Here is a 26269-nt window from a genome sequence, read left to right as displayed (position 1 = left end):
CGTTCGTGACTGTCAGGAAATGCTATCGTCGCGAGCCCTGACCGCCTTCGTTCTCGTCATCGGCCTGCTCACCGCGGGGGTCGTGGCGGGAACGACGGTCGTCGACCTCGACGGCGACGGGCGGTCGGTCGTCGCAGAGGTCCGGGACGGGACCGCACCGCTCGAGGCCGACACCGACGGTGACGGCCTCGACGACGACGTGGAGAGCCGGTTGGGAACGGATCCGACTGCGGTCGATACCGACGGCGACGGGCTCGAGGACGGCACTGAGGTGAACGAGTACGGGACCGATCCGACGGCGACCGACACGGACGGCGACGGCCTCGACGACGACGCGGAACTCGACGAGTACGGGACCGACCCCACCGCGGCCGATACGGACGGCGACGGGCTGGACGACAGTGTCGAGGTCGGCGAGTACGAGACCGATCCCACGGTCGCGGATACGGACGACGACGGCCTCACGGACGGCCTCGAGGTCGAGGCTGGCACGGACCCCCACGACAGCGACACGGACGACGACCGGCTGAACGACGCCGCGGAACGCCGTGAGTACGGCACCGACCCGACCGCTCCGGATACGGACGGCGACGGGCTCGAGGACGGCATGGAGCGGCACTTGCACGGGACCGATCCGACTGCGGCCGATACGGACAGCGACGGGTTGGACGACGGCGCCGAGGTCGACGAGTACGATACGGATCCGACGGCAGCCGACACGGACGGCGACGGCCTCGAGGACGGGACGGAGATCCACCGAGGGGACCGTCTCCCCGACGCGGATCCGCTTCGGACGGATGTCTACGTCGAGATAGACACCATGGAGGGAACCGACCTCTCGGAGGCAGAAGCCGATCGGATCGTCGACCGGTTCGCGGACGCCCCGCTCGACAACCCGGACGGATCGACGGGTGCGGACCTCCATCTCGTTTTCGACGAGACGGTCCCCTGGGAACGCGAGACGGACGTCGACGACCTGACGCGGTATCGGTCCCAGTACTTCGACGGCTCGGGCGCGGGGTATCACTACCTGGTGATCGTCGACGACGTCGCGGGCGGGACGGCGACGACGAACGTCATCGGGAAGGCGACGCTGGGGACCATGATGGTCGAGGATCAGCCCGAACGCCACGAGACCGGTTCGACGGCGATGCACGAACTCGGCCACTCGCTCGGTCTCACCGACGGGGACTTCGAGGGAATCGACTCCGATCAGTACGCCTTCGCACAGTACCCGAGCGTGATGAACTACAACGCTCCGAGTGACTACTACGGCTTCTCCACCGGCGGCGGCTACCGGGACTTCGACGACTGGGGCTATCTGGCCGAGTCCCTGTTCACGCCGGATACGACGGCCGTGACGGCGGAGTAGTTGCCACGGCCGAGCGGGCCCTCCCGGCCGGATCGACGCCGCGAACCGTCCCGTCCCGGATCAGTTCTCGTTTTCGCTCGGCGTCGATCCCGCGGCCGAGACGTCCGCGGAGAGATCTATCTCGCCCGAATCGTCGATATGGATCCGGTGACCGCGATAGGAGAACTCGACGGCGACGGGCGTCCGCGACCCGTCGCCGACCGGCCGATACAGCGCGTCCAGCGCATCGGTATCGACGACCGCGTGCAACGGCGGCTCGAGATCGATCGGATCGACGCCTTCGCGTGCCGCCACCCCCTGTACAACCCGAATGCTGGTCGGAACCGTCGTGGGCATATGTCAGCGACCAACGACGATGTAAATAAGCCCCTCGATCCTTTGCTGACGCACGGCAGACGCACGTCAGACATACATCATATTTGTGTCAGTAGTGGCCCACTCGAGCGATTGTATCCGAACGCATCACCGGAGGTAGAAATCCCAAATACGTTTATACCCGTTCTCCTTACACGTATATAGCCCAGCGGAGCTGGTGTCACGGCCGCCCGGCACCAGTGGGCTGTCAGAGGCATTCCACCCACCGTCGAGCGGCCGTCTCTTGGGCGTCACGACGGCCGTTCGGTCACGCTTCCGGGCGTCGCAGTTGTATTTTTTCGGTCGGCTCGGTCAGCGGTTCGAGAGGTCGTCGCCGCTCAGATCGTGATCTCCCGCTCGAGGACGATCGACTCCGAGCGCGACGTGTACGCGACACCGGTGAATTCGATCGTAGTATCCCCCGTGGGCCCCTCTTCGACGGTGAGCCGCTCGCCGCTTTCCGTGACGGTCCGTTCGATCGCCGAGTCCGTCGTCGCGCCGTCGGTGATGTCGTCACCGCTGGTTTCGGCCGTGATCTCAACGCGGTCGCTCGAGCCGATATCGAGGACGACTCCCGTCACCGAGCCGTCGTCGATGCCGGGCGCGACCGCCGTTTCGATCGAGGCGCGGGCACCGCTCTCGAGCAGGTCGCCGAAGCCGAGGAAAGACGTCCCGATGGCGGCCGCCAAGACGATGACGACCGCAACCATGAGAACGGTCGAGACGACCGGGCTTACCCCCGGTCGTCCGCCCGTCGTGATGGACTGTCGCCGCTAGTCATCGACCCACCCCTGGATCGAGTCGTCGCATGGCCCGCAAGCCCACCCCGGCTCGCGTCGGGCTGCGACGGTGTCGGTAGCGCGGTACGGCGTCGGCCGCCGTTGGCACCCACCAGCCGCTGTCGTCACCTGTTCCCCCCGGTCGATCGTCGCGTCCCCCATTTTCCACCACCCCGCAGCCCCCGGACGGTCCTCCTGCTCGAATCCGTGTCGGCCTCGAGCAATCGCGGTCGAACCCCTGCTCGAGCGCTGTCGGTCGAGACCGCCCGTGACGGCTGCGAGTGTATCCCATCGGTGGAAGCCCCATATAGGTACCAGATAGTGGTCCCGGTCCGGCCGAGCGATACGGTGCGGCCGTTTTCAGACGTGATAATCAAAGGCCACTGGAGTGCTTACAGCACGGGCTTGAAGCCACACAGCTGTATGAATAGTCGAAGGAACGAGCCGCGAAGAGTTGAACACGTGGAATCTTTCGAGTGGAACAACCGAGGTGCCACAACAGGACACGGCGTCATCCAATTTTGCGTCGCAAAAGTGGGACCGCCGAGAATTGAACTCGGGTCCTACGGACCCCATCCGCAGAGGATACCACTACCCCACGGTCCCGCACGTGAACCGATGGCCGTCTGCCGCTTAAGGGTGTCGTTTCGAAGGCGGTGCGGTACCCGGTTTCGTACCTCTAGACGAGTACTCGCTCGAGGTCGACGACGACGCCCTCGTCGGCGTCCGGGCTCGCGACCAGTTCGCCCAGACAGACCGCTGCGTCGTCGGGCGTGTAACAGGCGACCAGCGACCCCTGCTCGATCCCGTCGTCGGCCTCGATGACGCCGGGGCCGTAGACCGGCGCACCATGTGCGATCTCGCGGGCGGCCGACTCCGCGACGACGACGCTGGGGATTCCCTCGAGGATGCGTTCGGCGGGGTCGACGACGTCGAACAGCGGCTCGGGATCGTCGTCTTCGACCCAGAATGCCAGCGCATCGAGGAAGTCGTGGGCCGAATGCAGCGTCCGATCGTCGAACGGATCGGTGGCGGTCCGACGCAGGTGGCCCATGTGCCCGCCGGTGCCAAGCGCCAGCCCCAGATCGTGACACAGCTTGCGGACGTAGGTACCGCTCTCACAGCGGATCCGCAACAGGAGCCGGCGCTCCTCGGCCTTGAGGATCTCGAGGTCGTAGATCTCGCGCACGCGCAGGCGACGCGCAACGGCGCTTTTCCGCGGCGGCTTCTGATAGATCGGCCCCTCGAACTCGGCGACGACTGATTCCGCGTCGGCCGGCACCGGCGCGTGGCACTCGAGGACGGCAGTGTACTCCTTTGCCCCCTCGAGAAACACCTGTGCGAGGCGGGTCGCATCGCCGAGCATGACCGGCAAGCAGCCGGTTACTTTGGGATCGAGCGTCCCCGCGTGGGCGGCGCGATCGATCGTCGCCGCTGCCCCGCGATCGGCGAGCGTCTCCGCGACCGCGTCGCGAAGCCACCCGCTGACCTGATGCGAGGACGGACCGGGCGGCTTATCGAGATTGACGACGCCGAAGGTGAGTAACTCGGCGGGTGATCGCTCCGCCGGTGGGCCACGGAGGCTCATTCGAAGCCGTTCTCGAGTTCGACGCGTGCTTTCCCCTCGTCGCCGTTGGCCGCGTAGCGTTCGACGGCGGTGACGAGCATATCGAGGACCGCCTCGGGCTCCCAGCGGGCCGTGTTCACCGATAGATCGTAGATCGTCAGGTCCCGGATATCGATGCCGTAGTACTCCTGATAGCGCTGGGCCTCGCTGGCCTCGCGGGCCTTCGTCTCCTCGGTTGCCCGGGCCGGGTCCTTCTCCTCGCGCTCGGCGATACGTTCGCCGCGGACTCGTGCCGGTGCGTCGAGCCAGAACCGGAAGTCGGCCTGGTCGCCGGCCAGCCAGCCGGCGAGTCGCGACTCGAGGACCAGATCGTCCTCCTCGACGGCGATCTCTCGCAGTCGCCGGTCGAGGTCGCGATCGATCTCGTCGTTTTCCTCGGCGAGTTTGTTGAACTCGAGTGGGGTATACCCCCGCTCGTCGGCGAGTTCACGGAAGATGTCGCCGCCGCTGACGTGGTCGAGATCGAAGGCGTCGGCGAGCAACTCCGCGGTCGTACTCTTCCCGCTACCCGGCGGGCCGGAGACGGTGAGTAACATACCTTATCTGGGGAGGGTGGCACTAATGAGACTTTTCGTCTCCGCTGTCGGCGGAATTCCGACGACGGTGGGCGTTCGATCCGAAGCGCGGTGCGGCCGGGCTACGACGGGGACATGTTGATGTCCAGTGCTTTCCGGATAAGCTGATTGCAGGCCATCGAACACAGGAAGTACCAGAAGAGCCACACTGGGATGAATCCCTGCAAGCGGTCGCCCCACGAGACCTCGCCGGCGAGCGGGATAACGACTATCTCGCTGCTGATCCCGCCGTACATCTTCCAGTACATCCACAGGAACATCGGGATCGTAAAGAGCATGATCCAGACCATCGGCCGGAACTGCTCTTTGAACATGCCGAGGTTGTCGGCCATGGCTTCCATCTGCTCTTCGCGTGCGCGTTCGATCTCGTTCTCGAGGCGTTCGATCTCGGCCTCGCTCGCGCCGCGTTCCTCGGCCTCCTTTTTCTCCTGTCGGAGGTCCTTCTGCTCTTCCTGAACGGCTTTCATCCGTTCCTGATATTTCGCCATGATCTCGGGGTTCATCAGGTTCGCCTGGAGCAGCGAGGAGTAGAGGCCGGTGATCAGTGCAACCGAGAGGATCACGGCGTAAAACGGCAACGCCGCGTCGAGGGGTCCGAGCGCGAGGTCGAGCGTACTCCCGACGACGTTGCGGATCGAGTCGAACCAGTAGCCGGGCATCAACAGCAATGCGCCGACGCCGGCGAGTTTGTCCCACTGTGACCAGCTCGATTGTTCCTCGTCGATCTCGATGTCGGCGGCCGCGCCCCCGCCGTCGCCATCGCCGTCGAGCGCCCGGTCGAAGGCCTCGCGGTCGGCGATTTCGAACCCGTCGTCGCCGTCGACTAGAACGCCTTTTTCGATCAATCGCCCCCACTGTCCGCTCGTCAGGTCGTCGCTGACGTCGGCCCATTGAACCTCGCCACCGTTCCTGTCGGCTTCCTCGCGGATGGCCTCGAGGGCCGCCGCCATCGAGGAATCCTCGCGGACGAGGGCGTCGATCTTTTCGGCTGTACGCGTCATCTGCTTGGGCTAGGGCACGTCGGCTATACAAGTGTTTTTCTTCGGTACTCCCGCGAGGACGGACTGGCAATCGGCCGATCGGTGAGCCATACCGACGACGGGACACTCTCAACGTCTCGGCAACTCCATTCGTCGAGTTCGGACCGAGATAAACAGTTTGATCGGTCGAACGTTTTATCATAAGGTTTCCCAAACGGGTAGAGTGTATAAATGGGCTTCCGAAGAGCTGACGGACCGGCCGCTCCGTCACAGCGGGGACAGAGCGCGATACTCGCGCTTGTATTGCTGATCGGAATGGTCGCAACGATCAGCATCGGCATTCTGCTCGTCGCCGGGGACGTTATGACCAGCACGGAACAGCGGGCCGAAACCGAACGCATCGAGCAGTCGTTCGTGGAGATGAGCCAGCAAATGGCGACCGTCGCCGCTGATGGTGACACATCACGATCGATGACATTCGACGCGGGTGAGAAAGGAGCGATCGTCAAGACCAATACTGCCCACATTAACATCACGGGCAACGGGGTCAACGAGTCGATCCGCGTCGGCGCGATCGAGTACGAAGGCGACGACGGGACCCGACTCGCTTATCAGGCTGGCGGCGTCTTCCGCGAAACCGGGTCGGAGACGCAAGTCGTCTCCGAACCGCCCCTCAAGTACGACCAGCGTACCCACACGTTCTCGTTCCCGGTGGTAGAACTCGACGAGGAGACGACGCTCAGTTCGGGCGACGTTCAGTTCGATCAGACTGATAACACGGAGTATGCGAATTCGACCTATATCGAAGAGAGTCCGATACGGGTCAACATCACCAGCGAGTACTGTGTCGGTTGGCAGACGTACTTCGAGGAGGAGACCAACCAGATCAACGGCAAAGCGGTACAGGAAACCTGTAGTGAGGGCGAACAGGATACCCTTCGCGTCGAACTCGGCAGATTGGACATTGCGGAAGGAACCTTCGAGGAGGGGATCGTTGCCGGAAACGTGTCGGGAGACACGGAGGATGTCGATATAGTCGAAAAAGATAGAGAGACCCCACCGGCGCTCGACCCGATAATCAGCCGGATGGTCTCGGAGATGAAAGACAACGATAGCGTTACGGATCTGAGCGACGTCGGGGATACGGCGACAAGCGGCACCTACTACGCCGAAAGCGCTAGGATCAGTGACGAATTGACGTTCGATCTTGAGGACGGTAACGCGACGCTCGTAGTCGAGGAGGAACTCATCGTAGACGGCGGTAGCTTAACCGTCGAAAACTGGGACCAACCCGGCACGGATCACGCCCTTCAGGTCTATGTGAAAGACGGGATGCACGTCGACGGCGGGAACGGCGAGATGTGTGTCGCTCCGTGTACGAGCGGCGAGGTCGATTCGGAGCAACTGCAAGTGTACGGAACGTCGGAGACCCACATGGCCATCGGGACCGGGAAGGCGTACTTCGAGGGGGTCATGTACGCACCGGGGGACGGAACGTTCGACGAGACGAACGACTACATCAACAAGGAAGGACAGCTCGTGATTCAGTCGAACGGCGACATGGACGGTTCGATCGTCGTCTCATCGGCCCATATTCAAAGTAACGCGCCGGAGGGGATGTACGACCCATCGCTCGAGACGTTCAGTCCCGAGATATCTCCCGAAGGGTACGTTTTACCCCCGAAACTCTCGTATCTCAACATCGCCAAACACACGATCGAAGTAGAAAACACCTAGTCGCCGTCCGGACGACGGCGACGAACGAACCGAGCGAAACCGTCTACGCCGCGTCTTCGATCGTCGCCTTGACTTCGTCCCAGACCGCGTCGGGGGCCTGCTCGCCGTCGATCCGCTCTAAGTCGCCCTGCTCGTCGTAGTACTCGATGACCGGCTCCGTGTTCTCGTGGAAGACCGACAGCCGCTCGCGGACCGTCTCCTCTGTGTCGTCGTCGCGCTGCTCGAGGCGAGCCTCGACCTCGGGGTCTTCCGGCGGGTTGTACTCGACGTGGTAGATGTCGCCCGTCTCGGGGTCGAGTCGCCGGCCGGTCAGCCGGTGGACGAGTTCCTCCTCGCCGACCTCGAGATAGAGGACGACGTCGAGGTCGGTCATGTCCTCGAGTTCCTCGGCCTGCTCTATGTTCCGCGGGTAGCCGTCGAGGACGAAGCCGTCGGCCTGGCTGAGTGCTTCGTCGACGATCGCGTTGACGACATCGTCGGGGACGAGTTCGCCCTGGTCCATGTATTCGCCGGGCGTGTCGTACTCGGTGTCCATGTCGGAGATGTCCATCTCCTTGTTCGATCGCAGCGCGTCGCCGGTCGTGATGTGATCGACGCCGAACTCCTCGGTGATCTTTGCACTCTGGGTGCCCTTCCCTGCCCCGGGCGCACCGAGGATCAGGATTCGTGGCTGTGCCATACGACACCGTTTACGGGCGTCACATAAAGTCTTAAAGAATCGGGCACGTCCGTCGGTGTATGACCCGCTTCGACGCCGCCGAACCCGCCGAGCGCCGGAAACTGTACGTCGACGCCATCACCGCTCATCGTGAGCGAAACAGCGCGTTTTGTACCTTCGAGGTCGACGAGAGCGAACTCGAGGCCAACGCTGGATCGGGAGCGGAAGACACCACGACCGACGAGGCGACCACCGATCCGGGCGTCCCCTGGATTCAGTTCGGTGACGGGACGATCAACCTCGACTGTACCGACGCGGAACTCGAGTCGGTAAAGTCCCGCCTCGAGGCGTTCCCCGCGTTCAAGATCGACGATCTCCACCGTCCCGAGGAGGCCGAGGGAGTCAATGTTCGGATCAGCGCGAAAGCGGATCCGAACCGGATCGCACAGTTTCTCGATGACGTCTTCCTCGAGGTGTACGAGCTGCCGTCGACGGTTCGGGTCTGGGTGGTCGAAATATAAGCGCGGGCGAGAACTGAAGCTGCCGCATCCCGGTTTGATCGGCTCCGTTTCGCGTCCCCTCCGGCACTGGAAGCGAACAAGTTCGCCAAAAGCCACATGTCGAAGAGTAACATGTGCCCAGCAAGACACGATGGTGGTCTATCGGCGATAGAAAGAAGGGTATCGGGCCCAACCCCACAGTGATGAATCGAGACAGTTGGTGGTCGTGTCGTCGCCCGAAACAGGGGTCGGACGTTGCGACCGCCAGACCGTATCAGTCGGGCGGTTTCCAAATAGATAAGTGCCCTCAGCAATCATCCTCCGACATATAACCGGCATTCAAAAGAGATGAACACACTCTACAGCGCACTCATCGCACCGATGCAGCGGACCCGCGTCGACGTGTTCGAGAATATCTTCCTGGTATTCCTCGGACTCGGGACGCTCGTCGGCATCGTCGTGGTCGCGTACACTTTGTACAACGCGTACAAGTACCGCGACACCGGCGAGCCTGCGGGCGACGACGAAGATCTGCCATCGGTCGGGGAGTTACCGACGGGCGGAAAGGGCGGCAAGAAACTGTTTCTCTCGTTCGGCATCAGCGCCGTCATCGTCATTTCGCTGGTGATCTGGACGTACGGGATGCTCCTGTACGTCGAAGGGCCTGACGAGGTGCAGGAAACCACCGAGGTCGAAGTTACCGGAGAAGGCTTCGCCTGGTTCTACGAGTACGAGAACGGGATCGAGGCAAGTGGAACGTTGCGAGTGCCCGCGGGAGACCGTGTCTGGTTGCAGGTAACGTCGGGTGACGTCTGGCACAACTTCGGCATACCCGATCAACGGGTGAAAGCCGACGCGATCCCCGGCGAATACGACAAGACGTGGTTCCAGGCCGATGAACCCGGCAAATCCGAGATCGAGTGTTTCGAACTCTGTGGCGAGTACCACACCTCGATGGTCGGGACGCTCAATGTGATGTCTGAAGACGAGTACGACCAGTGGATGGACAACCAGCTGACGATGCAGTTCACCATGGTCGATGGAAACGAATCCCGAGTCACCGAGGGCTACGAGCTGACCCTCGAGCATCAGGAGAACGACTCCATCGAGGACCGCAGCTTCACGGCCGAGGAGTTCGACAACGGCACGATCGAGATCACCGACATCGAACAGGCCGGCCAATACAACGTGACGATCGAGTCGACCAACGGGCAGTTCGAGACGGTTGAAGACCAGTTCGACATGACTGGTCCGGTCGACGAGAGCTACACGCTCGAGATGAACGAGAGTGAAAGCAATGCAAGCGAAGCGAACGACGGAGGTGAGAACTGATGGGTGACCTTCCGCCGAAACGGTCGATCAAGCGGTGGCTGGTCACGACCAACCACAAAGACGTCGGTATCCTCTATCTGACGACGGCGATGTTCTTCCTGCTGTTCGGTGGCCTCCTTGCGCTGCTGTTTCGCGCACACCTGTGGAAGACCGGCGGCACCGGACTGCTGACGAACGACCAGTACTACCAGGCCGTTTCCGGACACGGACTCATCATGGTCTTCTGGTTCCTCTCGCCGATCGCAAGCGGCTTCGCTAACTACTTCGTGCCGCTCCAAATCGGTGCGAAGGACCTCGCGTTCCCCCGACTGAATGCGCTGAGCTACTGGTTTTACCTGTTCTCTGGCATTCTGATGGGGATTTCGTTCTTCCAGGGTGGCTCGTTCTCCGGCGGCTGGACGATGTATGCCCCGCTGAACGTGCCGACCTATACCCCGGCGATGGAGGCGATGACCGGCGGTAACGCAATGGTCCTTGGCTTGGTCTTGTTCTGTATCTCCATCACGATAGGGACGGTGAACTTCCTGACTACGATGCACCGATCCCGTGCGGAAGGACTCGGTCTATGGAACATGCCGATGTTCTCGTGGTCGTGGCTGCTGACCGCTTGGATGATGCTGTTTGCGTTCGCAGCGCTGCTGGCAGCCGTGCTACTGCTTTCGGTCGATCGGCTGTTCCTCACGCAGTACTTCGCGACTGATCAGGGCTCGAGCCTGCTGTGGGCGCATATCTTCTGGTTCTTCGGCCATCCGGAGGTGTATATCGTCTTCTTCCCGGCTCTGGGGATCATGTTCGAGACGTTCCAGACGTTTACCGGACGACGACTCGTCGGCCGGAAGTGGGTCATCATCGCGATGGTCCTCGTGGCCGTGCAGTCGTTCCTCGTCTGGATGCACCACATGTTCCTGTCGACGATCAACCTCCCGATCAAGACCCTGTTCATGGCGACGACGATCGGGATCTCGTTACCCTTCGACCTGATGGTCTTCGCGCTGATCTACACGATGGTCAAGGGGCGGGTCCGCTTTACGACGCCGTTCCTGTTCTCGCTTGGCGCGCTCGTGTTGTTCATCCTTGGTGGTATCACGGGCGTGTTCCTCGGCGCCGTCGTGCTGGACTACGAGTTCCGTGGCACCTACTGGGTCGTCGCTCACTTCCACTACGTGATGGTCTCGGGCGTCACGGCACTGATGGGCGGCATCTACTACTGGTGGCCCAAGATCTCCGGGAAGATGTACTCCGAACGGCTCGGAAAGCTCAACTTCGCCGTCTATTTCATCGGGTTCAACCTGCTGTACTTCCCGATGTTCATGGCCTGGGAGACGCCGCGTCGCGTCTTCCACTACGGCGAGGGCGCACAGCTCTACCACCAGCTGGCGACCGTCGGGGCGTTCGTGTTCGGGGCTTCGTTCCTGATCATGTTCTACACGCTCGGGAAGAGCCTGATCTCCGGCCCCGACGCGCCCGATAACCCGTGGACCTACTCCCGGACCGCAGAGTGGGCGATCCCATCACCACCACCGCTCGAGAACTGGACCGACCGCCCCAGCTACGCCAGCGGCCGCCTCGAGTTCGTCGACGACACTGCGACCGCGACCGACGGCGGCGTCGCACAGGAAGCGACCAGTGCAGCGACGAGCCACGAGGAGGAACACGCCGACCACGCCAGTATCTGGCCGCTCGGTATCGGTGTCGCGACGTTTACGTTCTTCCTCGGACTCAGCGGTATCACGCCGTACGTCTTCTCGTTCGTCGAGTCGCATATCCACAGCGAGGTCGGTAACTTCGTGACGCTCGATTCGGCACCCGCACAGAACATCATCTATCCGGCCCTCATGGTTCTCGGAGTGGTGATGCTCGGGGTCTCGCTGTTCCAGTTCGGCCGCGAACAGTTCGACGCACCCGAGATGGCGGTCGCCGAACGGTGGCCCTTTGGCGGCGTCAGCAACCAGAAGATGGGCGTCTGGGTCTTCCTGGCCTCGGACGTCGTCGTCTTCGGTGCCGCCATCGGAGCGTATCTCTTCATGCGCATCCACATGGGCTGGGACGCATGGCATCTCGATGCCATCACCGAGGCCGGCCTGTTCAACACCTACGTCCTGCTGACCTCGAGTTTCACGGTCATCCTCGCACACGTGATGGCCGAGCGCGAGAACAAGAAGGGACTGCTCGGTGCGCTGAGCGCGACGGTCCTGCTTGCCCTCGTGTTCATGGGCGTCAAGGCCTTCGAGTACAGCAGCAAGTTCGCTGACGGTCACTACTGGTTCAGCGGGATCGAGTACTCGTTGTACTTCGTGACGACCGGGCTCCACGCCCTGCACGTCATCCTCGGGGTTCTGGTCGCGCTGTTCATGATCTACCGTGTCCTCTCGGTCGATGCCTACCTTGAGGACCACGCGCCCGTCGAGTCCTTCGGACTCTACTGGCACTTCGTCGACATCGTCTGGGTCTTCCTGTTCCCGCTGTTCTACCTGATGTAAGGCCCGCGCCGACGCGGGCTTTCGCCGTGCGGTCGTGATTTTGCGTTCGAACGCTTACGGGCAATCGTGCAGTCTCGATGCTTCCTGTCGCCGGTACCGATTGGCAAGTAGCTCCCGCCACCACTATAGTAGCCACTGAAAGTCATTGCACACCTGATCGCACGACTGCGTCGCGATCAGTGTGTAAATCGTTTCAGTGGCTACTATAGCACCACGTACCCCGGGCCCGTACTGCGAGTATGAGCGAGGCCATTCCGGTAACCGTGATCACCGACGAGAGCGAACGCGTCATCGAAGTAGCGTCCGGCACGATCCTTCGGGATGCGCTGCTCGAACACGGGTTCCCCGTTTACGGAACGGTATCACGGGTTGCCAACTGCGGAGGACGGGGTCTGTGTTCGACCTGCACTGTCGAGGTCGACCCCGCACCGGAACCGACCCACTGGCACGACGCTGCGGCGGTCCGGTTCGGCTATCCGCGGCTCTCCTGTTGTCTCACGGTCGAGGAGCCGCTGACGGTCCGCTGTCTCGACAAGCACGTGTGGGGGCAGCTCCTCCCGCGTCGGCCTTCGTCGGAGTCCTGACTGCGTGTCGTCGACCGACAGCCGCCGCGATTACTGGTCGCCCGGTCGATACCGAACCAGAACGACGAGGCCGAGACAGACCGCGAGCAACGCGACGCTCGCGATGACGGCCACAGTCGAGAACGAGTCGCCACCGAGTTCGGTATCGCTCGAGCCGTCGGTGGTCGGGCGGCTCGTTCCGCGAACGGGTGCGATCGTGTCCGCGGCAGCGCTGGCGTCGACGATGCCCGCGCCGTAGCGAGTCGCGATCGTCTCGCTGTCGGCGTCAGCGGGCACTCGAGCGGTCCGGGTGAGCGCGGCTTCGATCTCCGTCGGCGTCGCGTCGGGTGCGATCGATAGCAACAGGGCGGCCGTCCCGGAGACGTGTGGCGTTGCCATGGACGTTCCCGGAAGCGACTCGTACCCGCCGCCAGGAGTGGCGCTCGTGACGGCGACACCGGGTGCGACGACGTCGGGGACGGTGTACGACGACGGGGCCGTCCAGTCAACCGAGGATCCGACCCACTCCTCGCGGGCGATGTGTTCACCGCCCGAGAACGGCGGGACGGTCCCGGTCGAATCGACCGCGCCGACGGTGAGCGTTTCGTAGACGTTGCCCGGGCTCCCCGAGGTGTCTGGCCCCTCGTTTCCGACCGCGCCGACGACTACGACGCCGCTCGCCCGCGCGTTTCGGACCGGATCGATCAGCTGAGCGTATCGGCCGGTCGCCCCGAAACTCATGCTGAGAACGTCGGCGTCTCGCTCGACGGCCCACTCCATCCCGGCGACGATCTGGGCGAAGGTCCCGCTCGTCTCGTTCAGGACGAGTCCGTGAAGCAACTCGGCGTCGGGGGCCACGCCGATGGCGGTCCCGCTCGCGGCCCCGCCGGCGACCGTCCCGCTGACGTGAGTCCCGTGGACGCCGGTGTCGTGTGGCACCGACTCGACCCGCTGCCCAGTCGCGTCGAACTCCGCCCAGCCGCCGGGAAAGGTCGGATCCGACGGATCCTCGGTCGCGAGGTCGATATCGGGGTGGTCCGGGTCGACGCCGGTGTCCAGCACTGCGACGCGGACGCCCTCGCCGCGGGCGTCGTACTCGTCCCAGACAGCGGGTGCGTTCACCTGCGCGATTCCGTTCGTCGTTCGCGACTCGTGCGCAGCCGACGCCGTCGCCGCGGTCGGGCTCGATGTCGTCGCGTTCGCGCGTGCCGGGGGTTCGGGGACCGAGACCACGATGTTCTCATGAACCGCCTCGACCGCGTCGAACCGGTCGAAGGTCTCGTACGCTACCCGTTCGGTGTCGACCTCGAGGACCACGGCGTTGGTCAGCCAGAAGCGCTCTTCGACGGCCAACCCCCGTCTGTCGTCGGCGTACTCGAGCAGGGGATCCTGGGTTGCCTCGGCGTGGGCCTCGAGCCGTCGTTCGGCCTCGGCGTCGCTTACACCGTCGGGAACAGTCGGCTCGGTGAGCCTGACGACGACCTCGACGGTGGGGCCGTCGGTCGGCAACTCGTCGTCGATGACGATCGAGTCGTCCGCAGCGGCCGTTCCGGGGTCGGCGGATCCGGCCACCCCGAGGGCAAACGGGGTGCTGAGGGAGACGAGTAGAAGGAAGACGATGACGAGGGTTCCGAGGGCGTCCGGGCGAGGGAAGCCAGCGACCATGTGACCGGTACTGTGTAATCAGCGGGGAAAGAGATTCTGGAGACCGAACTGGTCGGCAAACGGCACGATCTACCCGGCCCAGATGAGCGCGTAGATGAACGTAAACAGGAAGTAGACCAGAAACACCGAAATAGCGGTCTTGAAATGGAAGGTAAACAGGTCGTACTCCTCGTCGTCGCGTTCCTCGCCGAAGGCCTCCTGCTCCGCGTCCGTACACTCCTCGGCGTGTTCGACCCCGACGTGGAAGGTGGCATAGCGGTCGGACCGAAACGGCCGCCCGCAGTACGGACAGGTCGCTTCCGGGCCGTCCGTCGGCACCTCGTACTCCGGCTCGAGCGCGCGTTCGGTCGCCATTCGGTCGGTCGTTACGGCGGCGCGAAGAAGTGATTGCCGGTTCGGAACACCGCACCGACCGACGGATCATCACAACGGCTCGTCGATCGGACGGGCCGTCAACTCGGGACGTAGGGCGGGCTCATCGAGCCCTGTGAGACGAGATACAGACTCGCCATCGTGAAAAAGACCATCACGACGATCAGCGGGTACTGGCTCCTGATCGACTGCAGTTTCCCGGGAAACAGGTCGAAGGAGACGGTGTGGCTGACCCACACCGCGAGGACGTGGCCGAGCAGGATGCCCGCGATCTCGACGTAGCCGAACCAGCCCGGCAGGGCATAGCGCGTCGGGTTCGGCGGCGGGTTCAGCGGCATCGCCACGGCGTCGACCAGCGACGGCCACAGCGAGAGCCCGAAGCCGACGTAGTGTGCGAGGTGGTAGCCGGCCGCGATGGCAAGCAGCGGGGCGGCGAGTCGCAGGCCGAGATACTCCCGTGAGAGATACGTCTCGGCCCGCTCACGGGTCCGGTCGACGGCGATCCAGTAGACCTTCCAGAAGGCCGCGAACCCGCCCGCCAACAGCGCCAGATAGACCAGTCCCGGCGGCAGGCCGATCCCGACCAGCGCCTCGATCGTTCGGACGCCGACCGGCGTGACGATGAAGCCGCTGTAGGTCAGCTCCCAGACCAACGCCAGCACGAAGGCCACGAGCGATCGGTCGGTCACGAGGTCGGCCTCGCTCAAGCGTGCGCCCGGAAACCGAAGCTCGAGTCCGTCGTCGGTCCGCTGGATCGGGGCAACGGCCCCGTAACACCGGAACCACAGCGACAGCGGATCCCCGCGACGGAACCACGTCTCCGGGGAGAACACGACCGCGCCCGAGAGGGTAAACAGCGAGTACATGACGATGACGAACGTCAACACCACGGGCGACGACGTCAGCGGCGCGACCACCTCGAGCCAAACGAACGCCAGCAGGGCGATCACGGCGGGCCAGGAACGGTAGGCCTCCGGGTAGGGCTCACCCGCGCTCGGCAGGACCTCGGCGATTCGTCGCCAGGGGTTCAACGCGGGCCAGGGGTCCCCGACCGTGTACGTGACGATCGTCAACAGCGCGCGGCCGCCGGCGAAGGTCACGAGGACCGTCGCGCTGACCAGCCCGATGTTCGGTCCGAGGACGCCGACGACGAGAATGCCGGCCAGTCCGAGGAGTCCGACGACGCCAAGCAGCAGGCCACCGGCCGACTCCAGCCGCTTTGCAGGTGACTCGAGGGTGCGATCGTGATACGCCCCGATGACCTCCCGGTCGGTGACGAGCATGGTCAGAAGCGCCGAAGCACCGACCGCGCCGCCGCCGGTCGCGAGGTAGAGCCACGTCGGCACGGAGACGTCGCTGCCGCCGGTGAGACCGGCGGCGACGTTGCTGGCGGCGGCGACGCCGGCACCCACAGCCAGCGCGACGAACGCGACTGCGAGGCCGATACCGAACCGGCGGACGAAAGCCGACCGTCCACTCATTGGCGGCGATTCGGGCTGGTCGTCCATCTACGTGTCGTTTCCAGTTCCCGGGTACCGCCCACGGCGAGCGGTGGCTACGTCGCGGGGGCACGTTCCGTTGGGGTCATATGAGGAAGGTATAAGTATCCGTCGCCCACATTCACCACCAATGGCGAGCATTCGGACGTACAGCCTGATTTACGTGGCACTGCTACTGCTGGCTACGGGGAAGTTCGTTTTCTTCCACTTCCCGGATATCTTCACCTACGAGATGGCAATAATCGGGACGATGATTCTGGCGGCCATCAAGGTCTCGTTGATCGCCGGCTACTTCCAGCACCTGAAAGACGAACCCCGCTCGATCACCTACATGATGCTCACCGCAGCGTTCATGGTCGTCCTGCTGACCCTCGCTGCTGGGTACTCGATTCAGTAACCGCGCCGTCTCGTCGCAACGATCGGGCACGTCCTTTCTCCCGCCGATCGGGTGGGATTCGTATCGTCTTTAGCGTCGCTCGAGTGACCTCTCGACTGTCACAGCCACGTTCAAACTCGACATCACCGATTGGTTCTGGAGCCCCACGAATCGGACAGCACCGTTTTCCACGAGGAGATGAACCGGGTGACACAGGCCCCGAAACTGGAACCACGACCGACTGAGAGCGCCGGGTAACCGTTCTCAACGTTCGGTACGGACGGCAAACGAGCGCGGTTTCACGTTGCCGAGTTGTATTGATGGGGCCGTCCTCGAGGCCGAATTCGATCGTCCCGGACCCATTATCCGTCACTCGGCTCGAATCCCGTGGCAGCCTGACGACGGAATCCTCCACCCACTCGGGAATCGACTCCAACTGCGTCGCGGAGACAGTCGAGTCGGTCATCGGTTTATACTGACGCTTGCTGATTCCCTGAGAAAGCCGTCTCGACGGCGCTTCGGCGATGCACCGCTCGCGGTGGATCGTCTCGACGAGAGAGAGCTACCACATGCAGAATCGACCCGGCTCGACCCTCTCGTTCGGTCCGGATCGGGTACGAGAAGCAGCGAGCCTCGAGAAGAGCGTCGCTATCGGGCGGTGAAAACGAGGAAAGGCAGGTCGTCGGGAGACGGCGAACGGTTTACTCGTTGCCGAACATCTGGCGCATCATCGGGTGCATCTCCATGAGCTGTTCCTCGGCGATCTCCTCGTACAGCTTGTACGTGATCGAGACCGCGAGCAGCAGCCCCGTCCCGGAGACGGAACCGATGGTACCGAGCATGTTCGCCCAGACGGCCAGCAGGCCGACCAGTGCGCCGCCGATGACGGTCACTTGCGGAATGTACCGCTCCATGACCTTCTCGATGACGCCGACGTTCTGTCGGAAGCCGGGGATCTGCATCCCGGAGTTCTGGATCTGCTTCGCCGTCGATTCGGGCCCCATGTCGGTCGTTTCGACCCAGAAGATGGCGAAGATCGCACCGCCGACGACCATGAACGTGACGTCGATACCGATGCGGATCAGCACTTGCCACCACTCCTGGGAGACGTTCGCCGTGAACCACATCCAGTCCTGCGGCGAGTAGATCGGCGACACGTAGTAGAAGAACCCGCCGTCGGGCTGGCCCTGCGAGTAGGTGCCGAGCCAGGCGGGCATGCCGCTCCACTGCCGGTTGAGGATCTGGCCCATGAACTGGACGTTCGCCTGCACGGCGCGAACGAGGATCATCGGCAGGACGCTCGCGTAGATGAGCTTCACGGGGAAGCGACCGCGAGCGCCTTTGACGCGAGCGTGACTCAGCGGAATCTCGACGCGGACCGACTCCGCGTAGACGACGATTCCGAAGATCAGCAGCGTCGTCAGTAGTGCGATGAGCTGTCCCTCGCCGATCAGCAGCGTCTGGAGTCCGCTCGCCGAAACGAGCGATCCGACGTCGACCTGACCGGTCAGGATGCGATACCAGTCGAAGAGGAACCCGCCCTGTGCGGGCTGGACGAGCCCGGTGACCAGTCGCTGGCTCACGCCGGCGATGATGAACAGGCCGATCCCGCTCCCGACGCCCCACTTGCTGACGACCTCGTCCATGTAGAGGATGAGGATCCCGCCGACGAGGATCTGGGCGAACATCAGGAGCTGAACCTGTGTTCCCTCGAGAGCGAGGCCGCCGAGCTGCAGCGTTTGCTGGGCTGGCAGGAAGCCGCCGGCGAACACCATCGGAAGCCCGGTCAGGATCACCATCATGACCACCAGCAGCTTCTGGAGCCCCTGATAGAGGACCTGGTCCCGCGGATCGTCGGTGTCGAGTCCGAGCAAGTTCGCCCCGCCGAGCAACTGTAAGACGATGCTCGCGGTGACGATCGGGCCGATACCGACCTGCAGCACCGACCCCTGTGAGCCCGCGAGGATCGCGCGGAACTCGCCGAAGAGGTCGTTTGCCCCGCCGGACTGCAGACCGAGCAGCGTGACGTTCGTCAGGAAGAAGTACAACATGAGGATGCCGGCCGTCCACATCAGCTTCCGCTTGAAGGGGACGTGCCCCTCCGGACGGCGCACTGCTGGCATCCGCGTTAGGACCGGTTCAGCGGCTTCCTTCCATCCCATATGTTAGTCCTCGTCCTGTTCGTCGTCGGCGTCGTCCTCCTGTGCGCGCTCCGTGAAGACGGCCTCGCCGCCAGCGGCCTCGAGCTTCTCTTCCGCCGCGTCGGAGAAGGCATCAGCCGTGACGGTCAGTTCGTTGCGAACCTGTCCTGAACCGAGGACTTTCACTTTGTCGACCTCGTGGCCGTCCTCGACGATATCGCGAGCGTCGAGAGCGTAGCCACCGTCGGTCTCCTCGGCGAGGTCCTCCGCGACATAGAGGATCGCGTCCTCGTCTAGCTTCTGGACGTCGATCTCCGCGACCGTTTCGCGGATGTCGTGGGGACGCTTGAAGCCGTGTTTGCCCTTCGGTTCGTAGTTGTGGAACTCGTGTTTGCTGCGCCCGGCACGGCCGCGACCACCGCGGTGGCCCGCACCGCGTCGGTTCTTGTGGGAACCGCCGCTGTGGGTCCGCGATCCGCGCTGGCGTCGTTTTTTGCTCGTCATGGTTATCGCATCGATTCTAGCAGGTCGTTAATCTGCCCCGTTGTATGCTTTCCGAGTTGGCCGCCCTCGATGGTCGGCTTCTTGATACCCTCGTGACCCCCCCGCGGTGGGTGGAGTCGAAGCGTCGGTGACAGCCCTTCGTCACGAAGGGTCGTCTCCTCCGCCAGGAGCGCGTCGGCCAGTTCACCGAAGTCGTCGTACTCGGTGTTGTCGGCCAGCCACGCTTCGTCGACATCTGCCTGGTCGCCCTCGAGGGGTTCGGCTCGCTTTGCGAGCAGCGTCTCGAGGACGTCGGTGTCGGGTTCGCCGTGGGCGACGTAGTCGTTGACCTTCGCGATCATCCCCTCGTAGGCGTCGGTCTCGGGGACGAGCGCGCAGTGGTTGACGCTGTGGATGTTGAGCATCTCCAGCGTGTCCTGGACGTCGTCCTGTCGGTTCACTTCGCCGCGAACCTGAACGATCGCCTTCATCACTCGCTCACCTCGGCTTCCTCACGGTTGGGTCGGCGGCGCGGGTGCCGCGACTGGGAGGCGTTTTCGAGTGCGTTGTAGGTCGCTTTCGCGAGGTTGACCGTCGTTCGCGTGTTGCCGTGGCTCTTCGTCCAGGCGTTCTCGATGCCGGCCAGCTCGAGGACGTGACGGACGGTGTCGCTGGCGGCCAGCCCCAGCCCTTCGGGGGCGGGGATGAGCTCGACTTCGACGGAGCCGGCCTTGCCGGTCGTCCGTCGGGTCAGCGAGTGTGGCCGGTCCGAGCGGTCCTCCCAGGAACCCGAACCGCGGGGGACCTGGATCATGTTCAGCTTCGCGATACCGATGGCCTTCTGGATGGCGGAACCGACCTGGTCGTCGCGGCCTTCCGCGTAGCCGATGAAGCCGTCGCGGTTGCCGACGGCGACGACACAGCGGAACTTCACGCGTCGCCCGGAGTCGGTCATCCGCTGGACCATGTTGATGTCCAGTACTTCGTCTTCCAGCCCGGGGAGGAGCTGATCGACGAGTTCGGGCTCCTTCAGCGGGAGGCCCGAGTTGAGGGCGTCCTCCATCGTCTCGATGTCGCCCTCCTGAACCATTCGGCCGAGACGGGTAACCGGTTCCCATCCGCCGTCGTTGTAGTTGTTTCCACTCATTCTAGGATCTCCTCTCGTACCTCGTCGAAGTGTTCGGGGAGGTCAGTCGCGTCGAACTCGCCGCTGTAGAGCGGCTCGTCTAGCTGCTCGGCGTACTCGGCGATGTGTTCGCCGCGAGTGCGCGACCAGTCCGCCAGTACGCTGTCGTTGTGCGGGATCTCGAGGCCGGCGTCGATCGCCCCCTCCTGGACCGCAAACACCTTGTTGCCCGGCGTCGCGGTGTTGAGGCCGATGTCCAGCACTGCCTCCTCGATCCCGGCTTCGACGGCTCGCTGGCCGGCCAGCAGGCCGGTCAGATACGCCGCCGAAATGTTGCTCGTGGGTGCGTCCCAACCGTACTCCTCTAGATCGCTCGAATGTGCGCTTGCGAGCGTCTCGTCTCCCTGAGGTCCGGGAGTGATCAGCTGCGCCGTAGTATGCTTGTTGCTCTTGCGAGCGACGAGGCGGGGCTTGCCCGATTTCAGCAGGCGCAACCTTTGGTGGTAGTCCGTCCGGACCTCACGGCGACGCCGCATCGGTACTTTGTATCGTGGTCCTGTCGCCATTATTGGTCACCGTAGTTGTCGTCGATGTAGTTCAACAGGTACCGGACGCTACGGAACTCCCCACCGCCAGCCTTCTTGTAGAGCTCGCGGTACTGCGTGGGCGAGAGTTCGCCCTTGTCGCGGAGTTCACGCAGCTTCCGACGCTGTGCGCGAATCTTGTCCTGCCACTCGTCTTTCTCGTTCTGGCGTGCGCCTTTCTTGCCGCGGCGCTTGCCCTGACCTTTCTGGTGGCCGTAGGCGCGTTTCGCGTTGCGCTCGCGGGCGCGACCGCGGGAGTTGCCCGAGGGGTCGTCGGCCTGAATGCGTCCCTCGTCGACGAGTTCGCGGATCTCGTCGCGGGTGATCGCTTCGGCGATGTCGCCCTGGGCGTCGGGGTCGAGCCAGACGCGGTTTTCGCCGACGTCGAGGACGTCGGCTGCCAGTCGCTTCTGTGCGGAGAGATCAGTCATCTGCTTCCACCTCGACTTCCTCGTAGGTCGGGTTCAGGACGCGGACGCCCTGCTCCTCTGCTTGCTCCTCGATGCGTTCGCGCTTGCGCGCGCCGACCGAGGAGGCGATCCGGACCGCTTCGCGGGAGCCGTCGACGCCCTCGAGGTCGTCCGTGTTCTCGACGTAGACTTCCTCGAAGCCGCTCGGGTGCTTCCCGCGGACTTCCGTCGGCGTGCGGTAGCCGGCCTGGACCTTCGGGCCCTTGCCCTTGACGCCGCGGCGCTGCTTGGACAGCGTCCCGCGGGGTCGACGCCAGGATTCCGGCGTCCGCTTTTTCTTGTGGTAGTCCTGCCGGTTGAACTGCGGCTTGCCCTCGCTTTTCCGTCGGTTGAGGAGTCGCTCCTCCTCCTCGGAGAGATCGGGCGTCTTCTCGGTCAGCCCGCGGGGCTGCAGTTCGGTTTCGACGTCTTCGTCCGGCTCTTCCTCTTCGGCGCCTTCGTCTTCGATCTCGGCCTCGGTCTCCTCGGTGACCTCGAGGTCACCGACGTCGGCCTTGATACGGGCCGCAAGCGCGTTGCCGACGCCGTCGGCCTCGGCAAGGTCGTCCTGATCGGCTTCCTTGACGTCCTGAATGGACTCGAAGCCGGCGTCGCGTAGTGCGTCTGCCTTGCTCGCGCCGACGCCGCTGATGTCCTCGAGTTCCTGGGGTTCGTCGTCTGCCATCTATCAGGCACCTCCCTTGGCGGGTTTGTTGGTGATGTAGACCCCGTCCTGGAAGATACGGGTGTCCTTGCCGCTGACCTTCGTCAGCTGCTCGATGTCGGCCGCCGTCTGTCCAACGTCTTCCTTGCTGGGGCCGGACAGGACGAGCTGCTCGTCGTCGACGGTAACCTCCGTCTCACCGTGGATAGTCGTTCGTCGCGGTGCCTTTTCGCCGAGGAAGTTCTCGATGACGACCTCCTCGCCCTCCACGCGGACCTGCATCGGGAAGTGAGAGTAGAAGACCTCCATCTCGTACTCCCAGCCCTCGGTCACGCCGTGGAAGGCGTTGGTGATGTGGCTCTCGAAGGTGCCGACGGTCGAGTTCGTCTTCGCGTCCTCGACGCCGCTTTCGATGACCACCTGGTCGTCGTCTGTCTCGACGGTCACGTCGGGGTACCAGAGGCGCCGCGAAACGGCACCTTCCGGACCTTCGACGGTCACGTCGAACCGATCGACCTCGACGGTTACGTTTTCGGGGATTTCCAGTTCAACTCGCATGGTTAGTAGACGTATGCGATCACCTGGCCCCCAATACCCTGCTCGCGTGCCTCGTAGTGGCTCATGATGCCACTGCTCGTCGTGACGACGAGCGCACCGAAGTCTCGAGCCGGGAGATAGCGCTTCTCCCACTTCTCGAAGTCTTCAGCGCCAACGGCGTAGCGGGGCTTGATAGGGCCGCACTCGTTGATCGCTCCTTTCAGTTCGACCTCGAACTGACCGGCTTTGCCGTCGTCGACGTACTCGAAGCCGTCGATGTACCCGCGGTCGTAGAAGACCTCGAGTACGCTGCCGATCTCGTTCGAGGCGGGCGTTACCTCGTGGGTGAGATGACCCACACTCTCGGCGTTGTCGAGTCCCGAGAGCGCGTTGCTGAGTGGATCGTTTCCGGTCATGTTATCGATACTTCTTGAATCCCATCTCGCGGGCGATCTCGCGGAAGCACTGTCGGCAGAGATTGATGTCGTACTTGCCGACGAGTCCTTGCTCGCGACCACAGCGCTGACAGGACTCGATCTGTCCCGTCCGCTTTGCGGCGTGCTCGCCCGTGCGGTCGTCGTCCGCTTCTGTTTCGCTTTCACTCATCGTCTGCCTCCACGCTGACGTCGAAGTTCGCCCTGATGAACGCGAGCGCGTCCTCGGGGGTCAGTCGGTGCTTCGACGGGATCGACCGGGTGGCCTTGTCGCGCTTGGCGATCCGGTAGCCCGGACGCACCAGGTTGACGGTGACGTCCAGCCCGAAAATCCCGACGTTCGGGTCGTACTCCTGGCTCGGGAAGTCGGTATGTTCCTCGACACCGAAGCTGAAGTTACCCGTGTCGTCGAACTGGGCCGGGGAGAGTTCCGTCAGCGGCAGCGCCTTCTCGAGGAACTCGTAGGCGTCGTCGTCACGAAGGGTGACCTTCGTGCCGATCGGATCGCCCTGGCGAATGCCGAAGTCGGGTTCGGTCTTTTTCGCCTGGGTCCGGACGCTTTCCTGCTCCGTGATCTCCTCGATGATGTCTTCGGCTTTCCCGAGTTCGCGACCACCTTGACCGACGCCCATGTGGACGACGACCTTCTCGACGCGCGGTTCGCGCATCTCGTGGAAGTCGGCTTCGGCTTCGCTCATTCGTCATCACCCGTGAAGTTCTCGTCGATCACGACGACGTACTCCTCGACGGTCTCGAAGCCGCCGTCGTCCGTCGAGACGCCGACGCGGTTCGAGCCGCTGCCCGGCGTGACGTCGATCGCGTCGACCTCGCCGATCTTGCCACCGTGGTTGCCACGGACGGCCGTCACGAGCGCCCCCTCCTCGTAGGGGAAATGGGCGACGATCGATTTGTCGTCGTTGTCGATGACGATCGAGTCGTTTGCCTGGTACTCGTCATCGTCGACGAGGACGTTGGTCCCGTCGTGCAGCGTGAGCTGCGTGTCGCCGCCGGGAACCTGCTGTTTGCCCTCGATCTTGCCGAGGCGGCTCTGGGCCGACTCCTCGTCGATCTCGGTCAGCGCGAGCCGACCGCCCTCGTCGGGGAAGACGCGGTAGTACTCCCCGCGACCGGGGAACGCGACGATGTCGAACATGCCGATCGGGCGCTGTTCGTCGTTGATCGCGTCGCCGTTGATGAGGATCGCGTCCTCGCTCAGGGCGTACCGTGCTTCCTTCCGCGAGTCCACGTAGCCGAGGACGTCCCGCAGGAGGACGACGAGCGGCACGCCGTCTTCACCGTGGGGACCGGCGTCGGCCTTGACCGTGAAGGTCTCGGTCTTTCGCTCGACCGGCCAGGACTTCGGTACCGATAGTCGTTTCTGGTGTTTCGTCATTCGCTATCACCTTCGAGACGCGCCTCGCGACGCTCGTCCTCGAGGTCGAGGTCCGTGATCCGGACGTTCGACGGGTCAAGCGGCCGCGGCACTTCCTCGCCGTCGGCCGTCTCGACGGTCACGTCCTCGACGTGAATCGTTCCGTCCTCGAGGATCGCGCGGATGACCTCGCCTTCGTCGCCGGCGTGGTCGCCGCGCATGACCTCGACCGTGTCGCCCGCGTTGACGCGGGTTCGACGGGTGTCGTACTCCTCGCGGAGGTCGTCGGACAGCGTCGCGTGCAGCTGCTTCTGTCGCTTGTGCAGCGGCGCGCGTTCCGTCTGCGTTCGCTGTTTGTGTGGTTGCTCGGTCATATCTATACGATCATCGTCGCCGTGCTGGCGATTGCTCCGAAGCGTTCCGCGACTTCGCGGGCGATCGGCCCCTTGATCTCCGTACCACGGGGCTCTTCGTTCTCGTCGATGATGACCGCCGCGTTGTCCTCGAACTTCAGTCGGGTGCCGTCGGGCCGGCGGATCGACTTCCGCTGGCGGACGACGACGGCCTCGAGGACCTGGCGGCGCATCTCCGGGGTACCCTTGGTGACCGAGACAGTCACTTTGTCACCGATCCCCGCCTTCGGCTGGCGGTTCTTGGTGCCGTGGTAGCCCGCGACGCTGATGACCTTCAGCTCACGCGCGCCGGTGTTGTCGGCACACGTGACCAGCGAGCCCTTCTTCAGGCCCTGCGTGACGTCGGCCTTCATCGCCTCCATCACTGATCACCCTCTTCTGCGGCGGCGAGGTCCTCGTCGGAAAGCGCCGGCTCAGGCTCGGCCTGGCTGGTCAGCTCCGCGAGGTCCTCGGCGGTCGCTTCCTCGGTTACTTCGACGACCACGTGCGATTTCGTCTTCGACAGTGGTCGGGTCTCTGCGATCTTGACCGTGTCACCGACCGAGAGCGGCTCGAGCACGCCCGGTACGTGTGCCGGGATGCGCGAGCGTCGTTTCATGTGTCGGTCGTACTTCGGGACCGCCACATCGTACTCTCGCTCGACGACTACGGTCTTGTCCATGTCCGTCGAGACGACCGTCCCCTCGAGGATCTGCCCTCGAACGGAGAGTTCGCCGTAGAACGGACACTTCTCGTAGTCGTATTCCTCCGGGTTCTCTGGTTCCGGAGGGGTGTCAACGTCTAGTCCTATTGCCATGGTGAGTCACCATTCGTTTCCGTGCGTCGGGCGGGTCGTGAGAGCAAGCGCGATCCATCGACCGTAACGTAGGCTACATCCTCGCCGGCGCTATCTACAGCAGCGGCGCAATCGTCCCCCGCTGCAGGTTGAGTGTCGGCCAGTTTGGACGCAGTCCCCGACCCCTTCGTGAGGTCGGCGGCGTCATCTGTGATCGCGAACTCGAACGTCGAGCCCGATTTCGGCACCATCACCACCCGAGACTCGCCGCCGTCACGGATCTCTACGGAGAGGGTCTTGGTCGTCTCGATGACGACGCGTCCCTCTATGCCCACCCGCGAGGAGTCGTCGCTCTCGACGACTCGGACGGGGAGCCCGTTGAGTTCGTGTCGCGGCAGCGTTTCGGGTGTTAGTGCCATTGG

The 26269-nt window shown here is 63.6% G+C and carries 32 protein-coding genes and 1 tRNA gene; 7 read left to right on the top strand and 26 right to left on the bottom strand.

Annotated elements, in window-relative coordinates; genetic code table 11:
* The first annotated feature begins 19 nt into the window (after window positions 1-19).
* The gene (locus NP511_RS14730; protein ID WP_049966092.1) at window positions 20-1372 is read left to right on the top strand and encodes a zinc metalloprotease; all 1353 of its coding nucleotides are present in this window, start codon (window positions 20-22) and stop codon (window positions 1370-1372) included.
* Window positions 1373-1432: 60 nt separating this feature from the next.
* Here NP511_RS14730 and NP511_RS14725 read toward each other — a convergent pair whose 3' ends face one another.
* From NP511_RS14725 to NP511_RS14700, 6 genes are all read right to left on the bottom strand, one after another.
* Window positions 1433-1708 (bottom strand): HalOD1 output domain-containing protein, encoded by a 276-nt coding sequence (locus NP511_RS14725; RefSeq protein WP_049966091.1) that lies wholly within the window; start codon window positions 1706-1708, stop codon window positions 1433-1435.
* Window positions 1709-2064: 356 nt separating this feature from the next.
* Window positions 2065-2436 carry a hypothetical protein gene (locus NP511_RS14720; RefSeq protein ID WP_049966090.1) on the bottom strand — a complete coding sequence of 124 codons (372 nt, stop codon included), beginning with the start codon at window positions 2434-2436 and terminating at the stop codon, window positions 2065-2067.
* A 604-nt stretch (window positions 2437-3040) separates the two neighbouring features.
* Window positions 3041-3111, bottom strand: a tRNA-Pro gene (locus NP511_RS14715).
* Between the two features lie 73 nt (window positions 3112-3184).
* Window positions 3185-4093: an RNA-guided pseudouridylation complex pseudouridine synthase subunit Cbf5 gene (locus NP511_RS14710; RefSeq protein ID WP_049966089.1), complete on the bottom strand. Its 909-nt coding sequence runs from the start codon at window positions 4091-4093 to the stop codon at window positions 3185-3187.
* Window positions 4090-4668, bottom strand: a complete 579-nt coding sequence (gene cmk / locus NP511_RS14705; RefSeq protein ID WP_006179983.1) for a (d)CMP kinase — start codon at window positions 4666-4668, stop codon at window positions 4090-4092. Before cmk ends, NP511_RS14710 begins: the two co-directional genes overlap by 4 nt.
* A gap of 101 nt (window positions 4669-4769) precedes the next feature.
* Complete coding sequence (locus tag NP511_RS14700) at window positions 4770-5708, bottom strand: DUF106 domain-containing protein (RefSeq protein ID WP_006651041.1); 939 nt, start codon at window positions 5706-5708, stop codon at window positions 4770-4772.
* Window positions 5709-6002: 294 nt separating this feature from the next.
* Here NP511_RS14700 and NP511_RS14695 point away from each other — a divergent pair, with 294 nt between their 5' ends.
* Entirely contained in the window at window positions 6003-7424 is a 1422-nt protein-coding gene (locus tag NP511_RS14695; RefSeq protein WP_049966088.1) for a DUF7289 family protein, read from the top strand.
* Between the two features lie 43 nt (window positions 7425-7467).
* On the opposite strand, the gene NP511_RS14690 is transcribed toward NP511_RS14695, so the two are convergent.
* Window positions 7468-8103: an adenylate kinase gene (locus tag NP511_RS14690; RefSeq protein WP_049966087.1), complete on the bottom strand. Its 636-nt coding sequence runs from the start codon at window positions 8101-8103 to the stop codon at window positions 7468-7470.
* Window positions 8104-8162: 59 nt separating this feature from the next.
* On the opposite strand from NP511_RS14690, the gene NP511_RS14685 reads away from it, so the two are divergent.
* The 4 genes from NP511_RS14685 to NP511_RS14670 all read left to right on the top strand — a co-directional run bounded on the left by NP511_RS14685 (window position 8163) and on the right by NP511_RS14670 (window position 12978).
* Window positions 8163-8603, top strand: coding sequence for a DUF7975 family protein (locus NP511_RS14685; RefSeq protein WP_049966086.1), 441 nt, complete (start codon window positions 8163-8165; stop codon window positions 8601-8603).
* A 327-nt stretch (window positions 8604-8930) separates the two neighbouring features.
* On the top strand, window positions 8931-9914 hold the full coding sequence (gene coxB, locus NP511_RS14680) for a cytochrome c oxidase subunit II (protein ID WP_049966085.1): 984 nt from the start codon (window positions 8931-8933) through the stop codon (window positions 9912-9914).
* Complete coding sequence (locus tag NP511_RS14675) at window positions 9914-12394, top strand: cbb3-type cytochrome c oxidase subunit I (protein WP_006651036.1); 2481 nt, start codon at window positions 9914-9916, stop codon at window positions 12392-12394. The genes coxB and NP511_RS14675 overlap by 1 nt, the downstream gene beginning before the upstream one ends.
* A gap of 239 nt (window positions 12395-12633) precedes the next feature.
* Window positions 12634-12978 (top strand): 2Fe-2S iron-sulfur cluster-binding protein, encoded by a 345-nt coding sequence (locus tag NP511_RS14670; RefSeq protein ID WP_006651035.1) that lies wholly within the window; start codon window positions 12634-12636, stop codon window positions 12976-12978.
* A gap of 30 nt (window positions 12979-13008) precedes the next feature.
* Here NP511_RS14670 and NP511_RS14665 read toward each other — a convergent pair whose 3' ends face one another.
* From NP511_RS14665 to NP511_RS14655, 3 genes are all read right to left on the bottom strand, one after another.
* Window positions 13009-14622 (bottom strand): S8 family serine peptidase, encoded by a 1614-nt coding sequence (locus tag NP511_RS14665; protein WP_049966084.1) that lies wholly within the window; start codon window positions 14620-14622, stop codon window positions 13009-13011.
* Window positions 14623-14691: 69 nt separating this feature from the next.
* On the bottom strand, window positions 14692-14976 hold the full coding sequence (locus tag NP511_RS14660; RefSeq protein WP_049966083.1) for a DUF7410 domain-containing protein: 285 nt from the start codon (window positions 14974-14976) through the stop codon (window positions 14692-14694).
* A 98-nt stretch (window positions 14977-15074) separates the two neighbouring features.
* On the bottom strand, window positions 15075-16502 hold the full coding sequence (locus tag NP511_RS14655; protein WP_211249112.1) for a hypothetical protein: 1428 nt from the start codon (window positions 16500-16502) through the stop codon (window positions 15075-15077).
* A gap of 121 nt (window positions 16503-16623) precedes the next feature.
* Here NP511_RS14655 and NP511_RS14650 point away from each other — a divergent pair, with 121 nt between their 5' ends.
* Complete coding sequence (locus NP511_RS14650) at window positions 16624-16890, top strand: cytochrome C oxidase subunit IV family protein (protein ID WP_006179994.1); 267 nt, start codon at window positions 16624-16626, stop codon at window positions 16888-16890.
* A 680-nt stretch (window positions 16891-17570) separates the two neighbouring features.
* Here the strand turns inward: NP511_RS14650 and secY are convergent.
* Genes secY through NP511_RS14570 form a run of 16 tightly spaced genes read right to left on the bottom strand, consistent with a single transcriptional unit; the run spans window position 17571 to window position 26266 of the window.
* Window positions 17571-19031, bottom strand: coding sequence for a preprotein translocase subunit SecY (gene secY, locus NP511_RS14645; RefSeq protein WP_015298766.1), 1461 nt, complete (start codon window positions 19029-19031; stop codon window positions 17571-17573).
* 3 nt (window positions 19032-19034) lie between these two features.
* Window positions 19035-19514, bottom strand: a complete 480-nt coding sequence (locus tag NP511_RS14640; protein WP_049966082.1) for an uL15m family ribosomal protein — start codon at window positions 19512-19514, stop codon at window positions 19035-19037.
* Between the two features lie 2 nt (window positions 19515-19516).
* Window positions 19517-19984, bottom strand: coding sequence for a 50S ribosomal protein L30 (locus NP511_RS14635; protein ID WP_049966081.1), 468 nt, complete (start codon window positions 19982-19984; stop codon window positions 19517-19519).
* Window positions 19984-20640 carry a 30S ribosomal protein S5 gene (locus NP511_RS14630; protein ID WP_006179999.1) on the bottom strand — a complete coding sequence of 219 codons (657 nt, stop codon included), beginning with the start codon at window positions 20638-20640 and terminating at the stop codon, window positions 19984-19986. Before NP511_RS14630 ends, NP511_RS14635 begins: the two co-directional genes overlap by 1 nt.
* Complete coding sequence (locus tag NP511_RS14625; RefSeq protein WP_006180000.1) at window positions 20637-21185, bottom strand: 50S ribosomal protein L18; 549 nt, start codon at window positions 21183-21185, stop codon at window positions 20637-20639. Before NP511_RS14625 ends, NP511_RS14630 begins: the two co-directional genes overlap by 4 nt.
* Window positions 21185-21634, bottom strand: coding sequence for a 50S ribosomal protein L19e (locus NP511_RS14620; RefSeq protein ID WP_006651029.1), 450 nt, complete (start codon window positions 21632-21634; stop codon window positions 21185-21187). The genes NP511_RS14625 and NP511_RS14620 overlap by 1 nt, the downstream gene beginning before the upstream one ends.
* On the bottom strand, window positions 21627-22337 hold the full coding sequence (locus NP511_RS14615; RefSeq protein WP_006651028.1) for a 50S ribosomal protein L32e: 711 nt from the start codon (window positions 22335-22337) through the stop codon (window positions 21627-21629). The genes NP511_RS14620 and NP511_RS14615 overlap by 8 nt, the downstream gene beginning before the upstream one ends.
* Before the next feature lie 3 nt (window positions 22338-22340).
* Window positions 22341-22874 (bottom strand): 50S ribosomal protein L6, encoded by a 534-nt coding sequence (locus tag NP511_RS14610; protein ID WP_006651027.1) that lies wholly within the window; start codon window positions 22872-22874, stop codon window positions 22341-22343.
* A 2-nt stretch (window positions 22875-22876) separates the two neighbouring features.
* Window positions 22877-23269 carry a 30S ribosomal protein S8 gene (locus tag NP511_RS14605; RefSeq protein ID WP_006180007.1) on the bottom strand — a complete coding sequence of 131 codons (393 nt, stop codon included), beginning with the start codon at window positions 23267-23269 and terminating at the stop codon, window positions 22877-22879.
* Window position 23270: 1 nt separating this feature from the next.
* Window positions 23271-23459, bottom strand: a complete 189-nt coding sequence (locus NP511_RS14600) for a 30S ribosomal protein S14 (RefSeq protein ID WP_006651026.1) — start codon at window positions 23457-23459, stop codon at window positions 23271-23273.
* Entirely contained in the window at window positions 23452-23985 is a 534-nt protein-coding gene (locus tag NP511_RS14595; RefSeq protein WP_006180009.1) for a 50S ribosomal protein L5, read from the bottom strand. The genes NP511_RS14600 and NP511_RS14595 overlap by 8 nt, the downstream gene beginning before the upstream one ends.
* Window positions 23982-24680 (bottom strand): 30S ribosomal protein S4e, encoded by a 699-nt coding sequence (locus NP511_RS14590; protein WP_006651025.1) that lies wholly within the window; start codon window positions 24678-24680, stop codon window positions 23982-23984. Before NP511_RS14590 ends, NP511_RS14595 begins: the two co-directional genes overlap by 4 nt.
* Window positions 24677-25033, bottom strand: a complete 357-nt coding sequence (gene rplX / locus NP511_RS14585; RefSeq protein WP_006651024.1) for a 50S ribosomal protein L24 — start codon at window positions 25031-25033, stop codon at window positions 24677-24679. Before rplX ends, NP511_RS14590 begins: the two co-directional genes overlap by 4 nt.
* Before the next feature lie 2 nt (window positions 25034-25035).
* Window positions 25036-25434, bottom strand: coding sequence for a 50S ribosomal protein L14 (locus tag NP511_RS14580; RefSeq protein ID WP_006180012.1), 399 nt, complete (start codon window positions 25432-25434; stop codon window positions 25036-25038).
* Window positions 25434-25868, bottom strand: coding sequence for a 30S ribosomal protein S17 (locus tag NP511_RS14575; RefSeq protein ID WP_006180013.1), 435 nt, complete (start codon window positions 25866-25868; stop codon window positions 25434-25436). The genes NP511_RS14580 and NP511_RS14575 overlap by 1 nt, the downstream gene beginning before the upstream one ends.
* On the bottom strand, window positions 25859-26266 hold the full coding sequence (locus NP511_RS14570) for a ribonuclease P protein component 1 (RefSeq protein WP_049966080.1): 408 nt from the start codon (window positions 26264-26266) through the stop codon (window positions 25859-25861). The genes NP511_RS14575 and NP511_RS14570 overlap by 10 nt, the downstream gene beginning before the upstream one ends.
* Window positions 26267-26269 lie beyond the last annotated feature (3 nt).

This window comes from Natrinema thermotolerans (genome assembly GCF_031165565.1).
Taxonomy (GTDB): Archaea; Halobacteriota; Halobacteria; order Halobacteriales; family Natrialbaceae; genus Natrinema; species Natrinema thermotolerans.
This window is presented reverse-complemented; position numbering and strand designations above follow the sequence as displayed.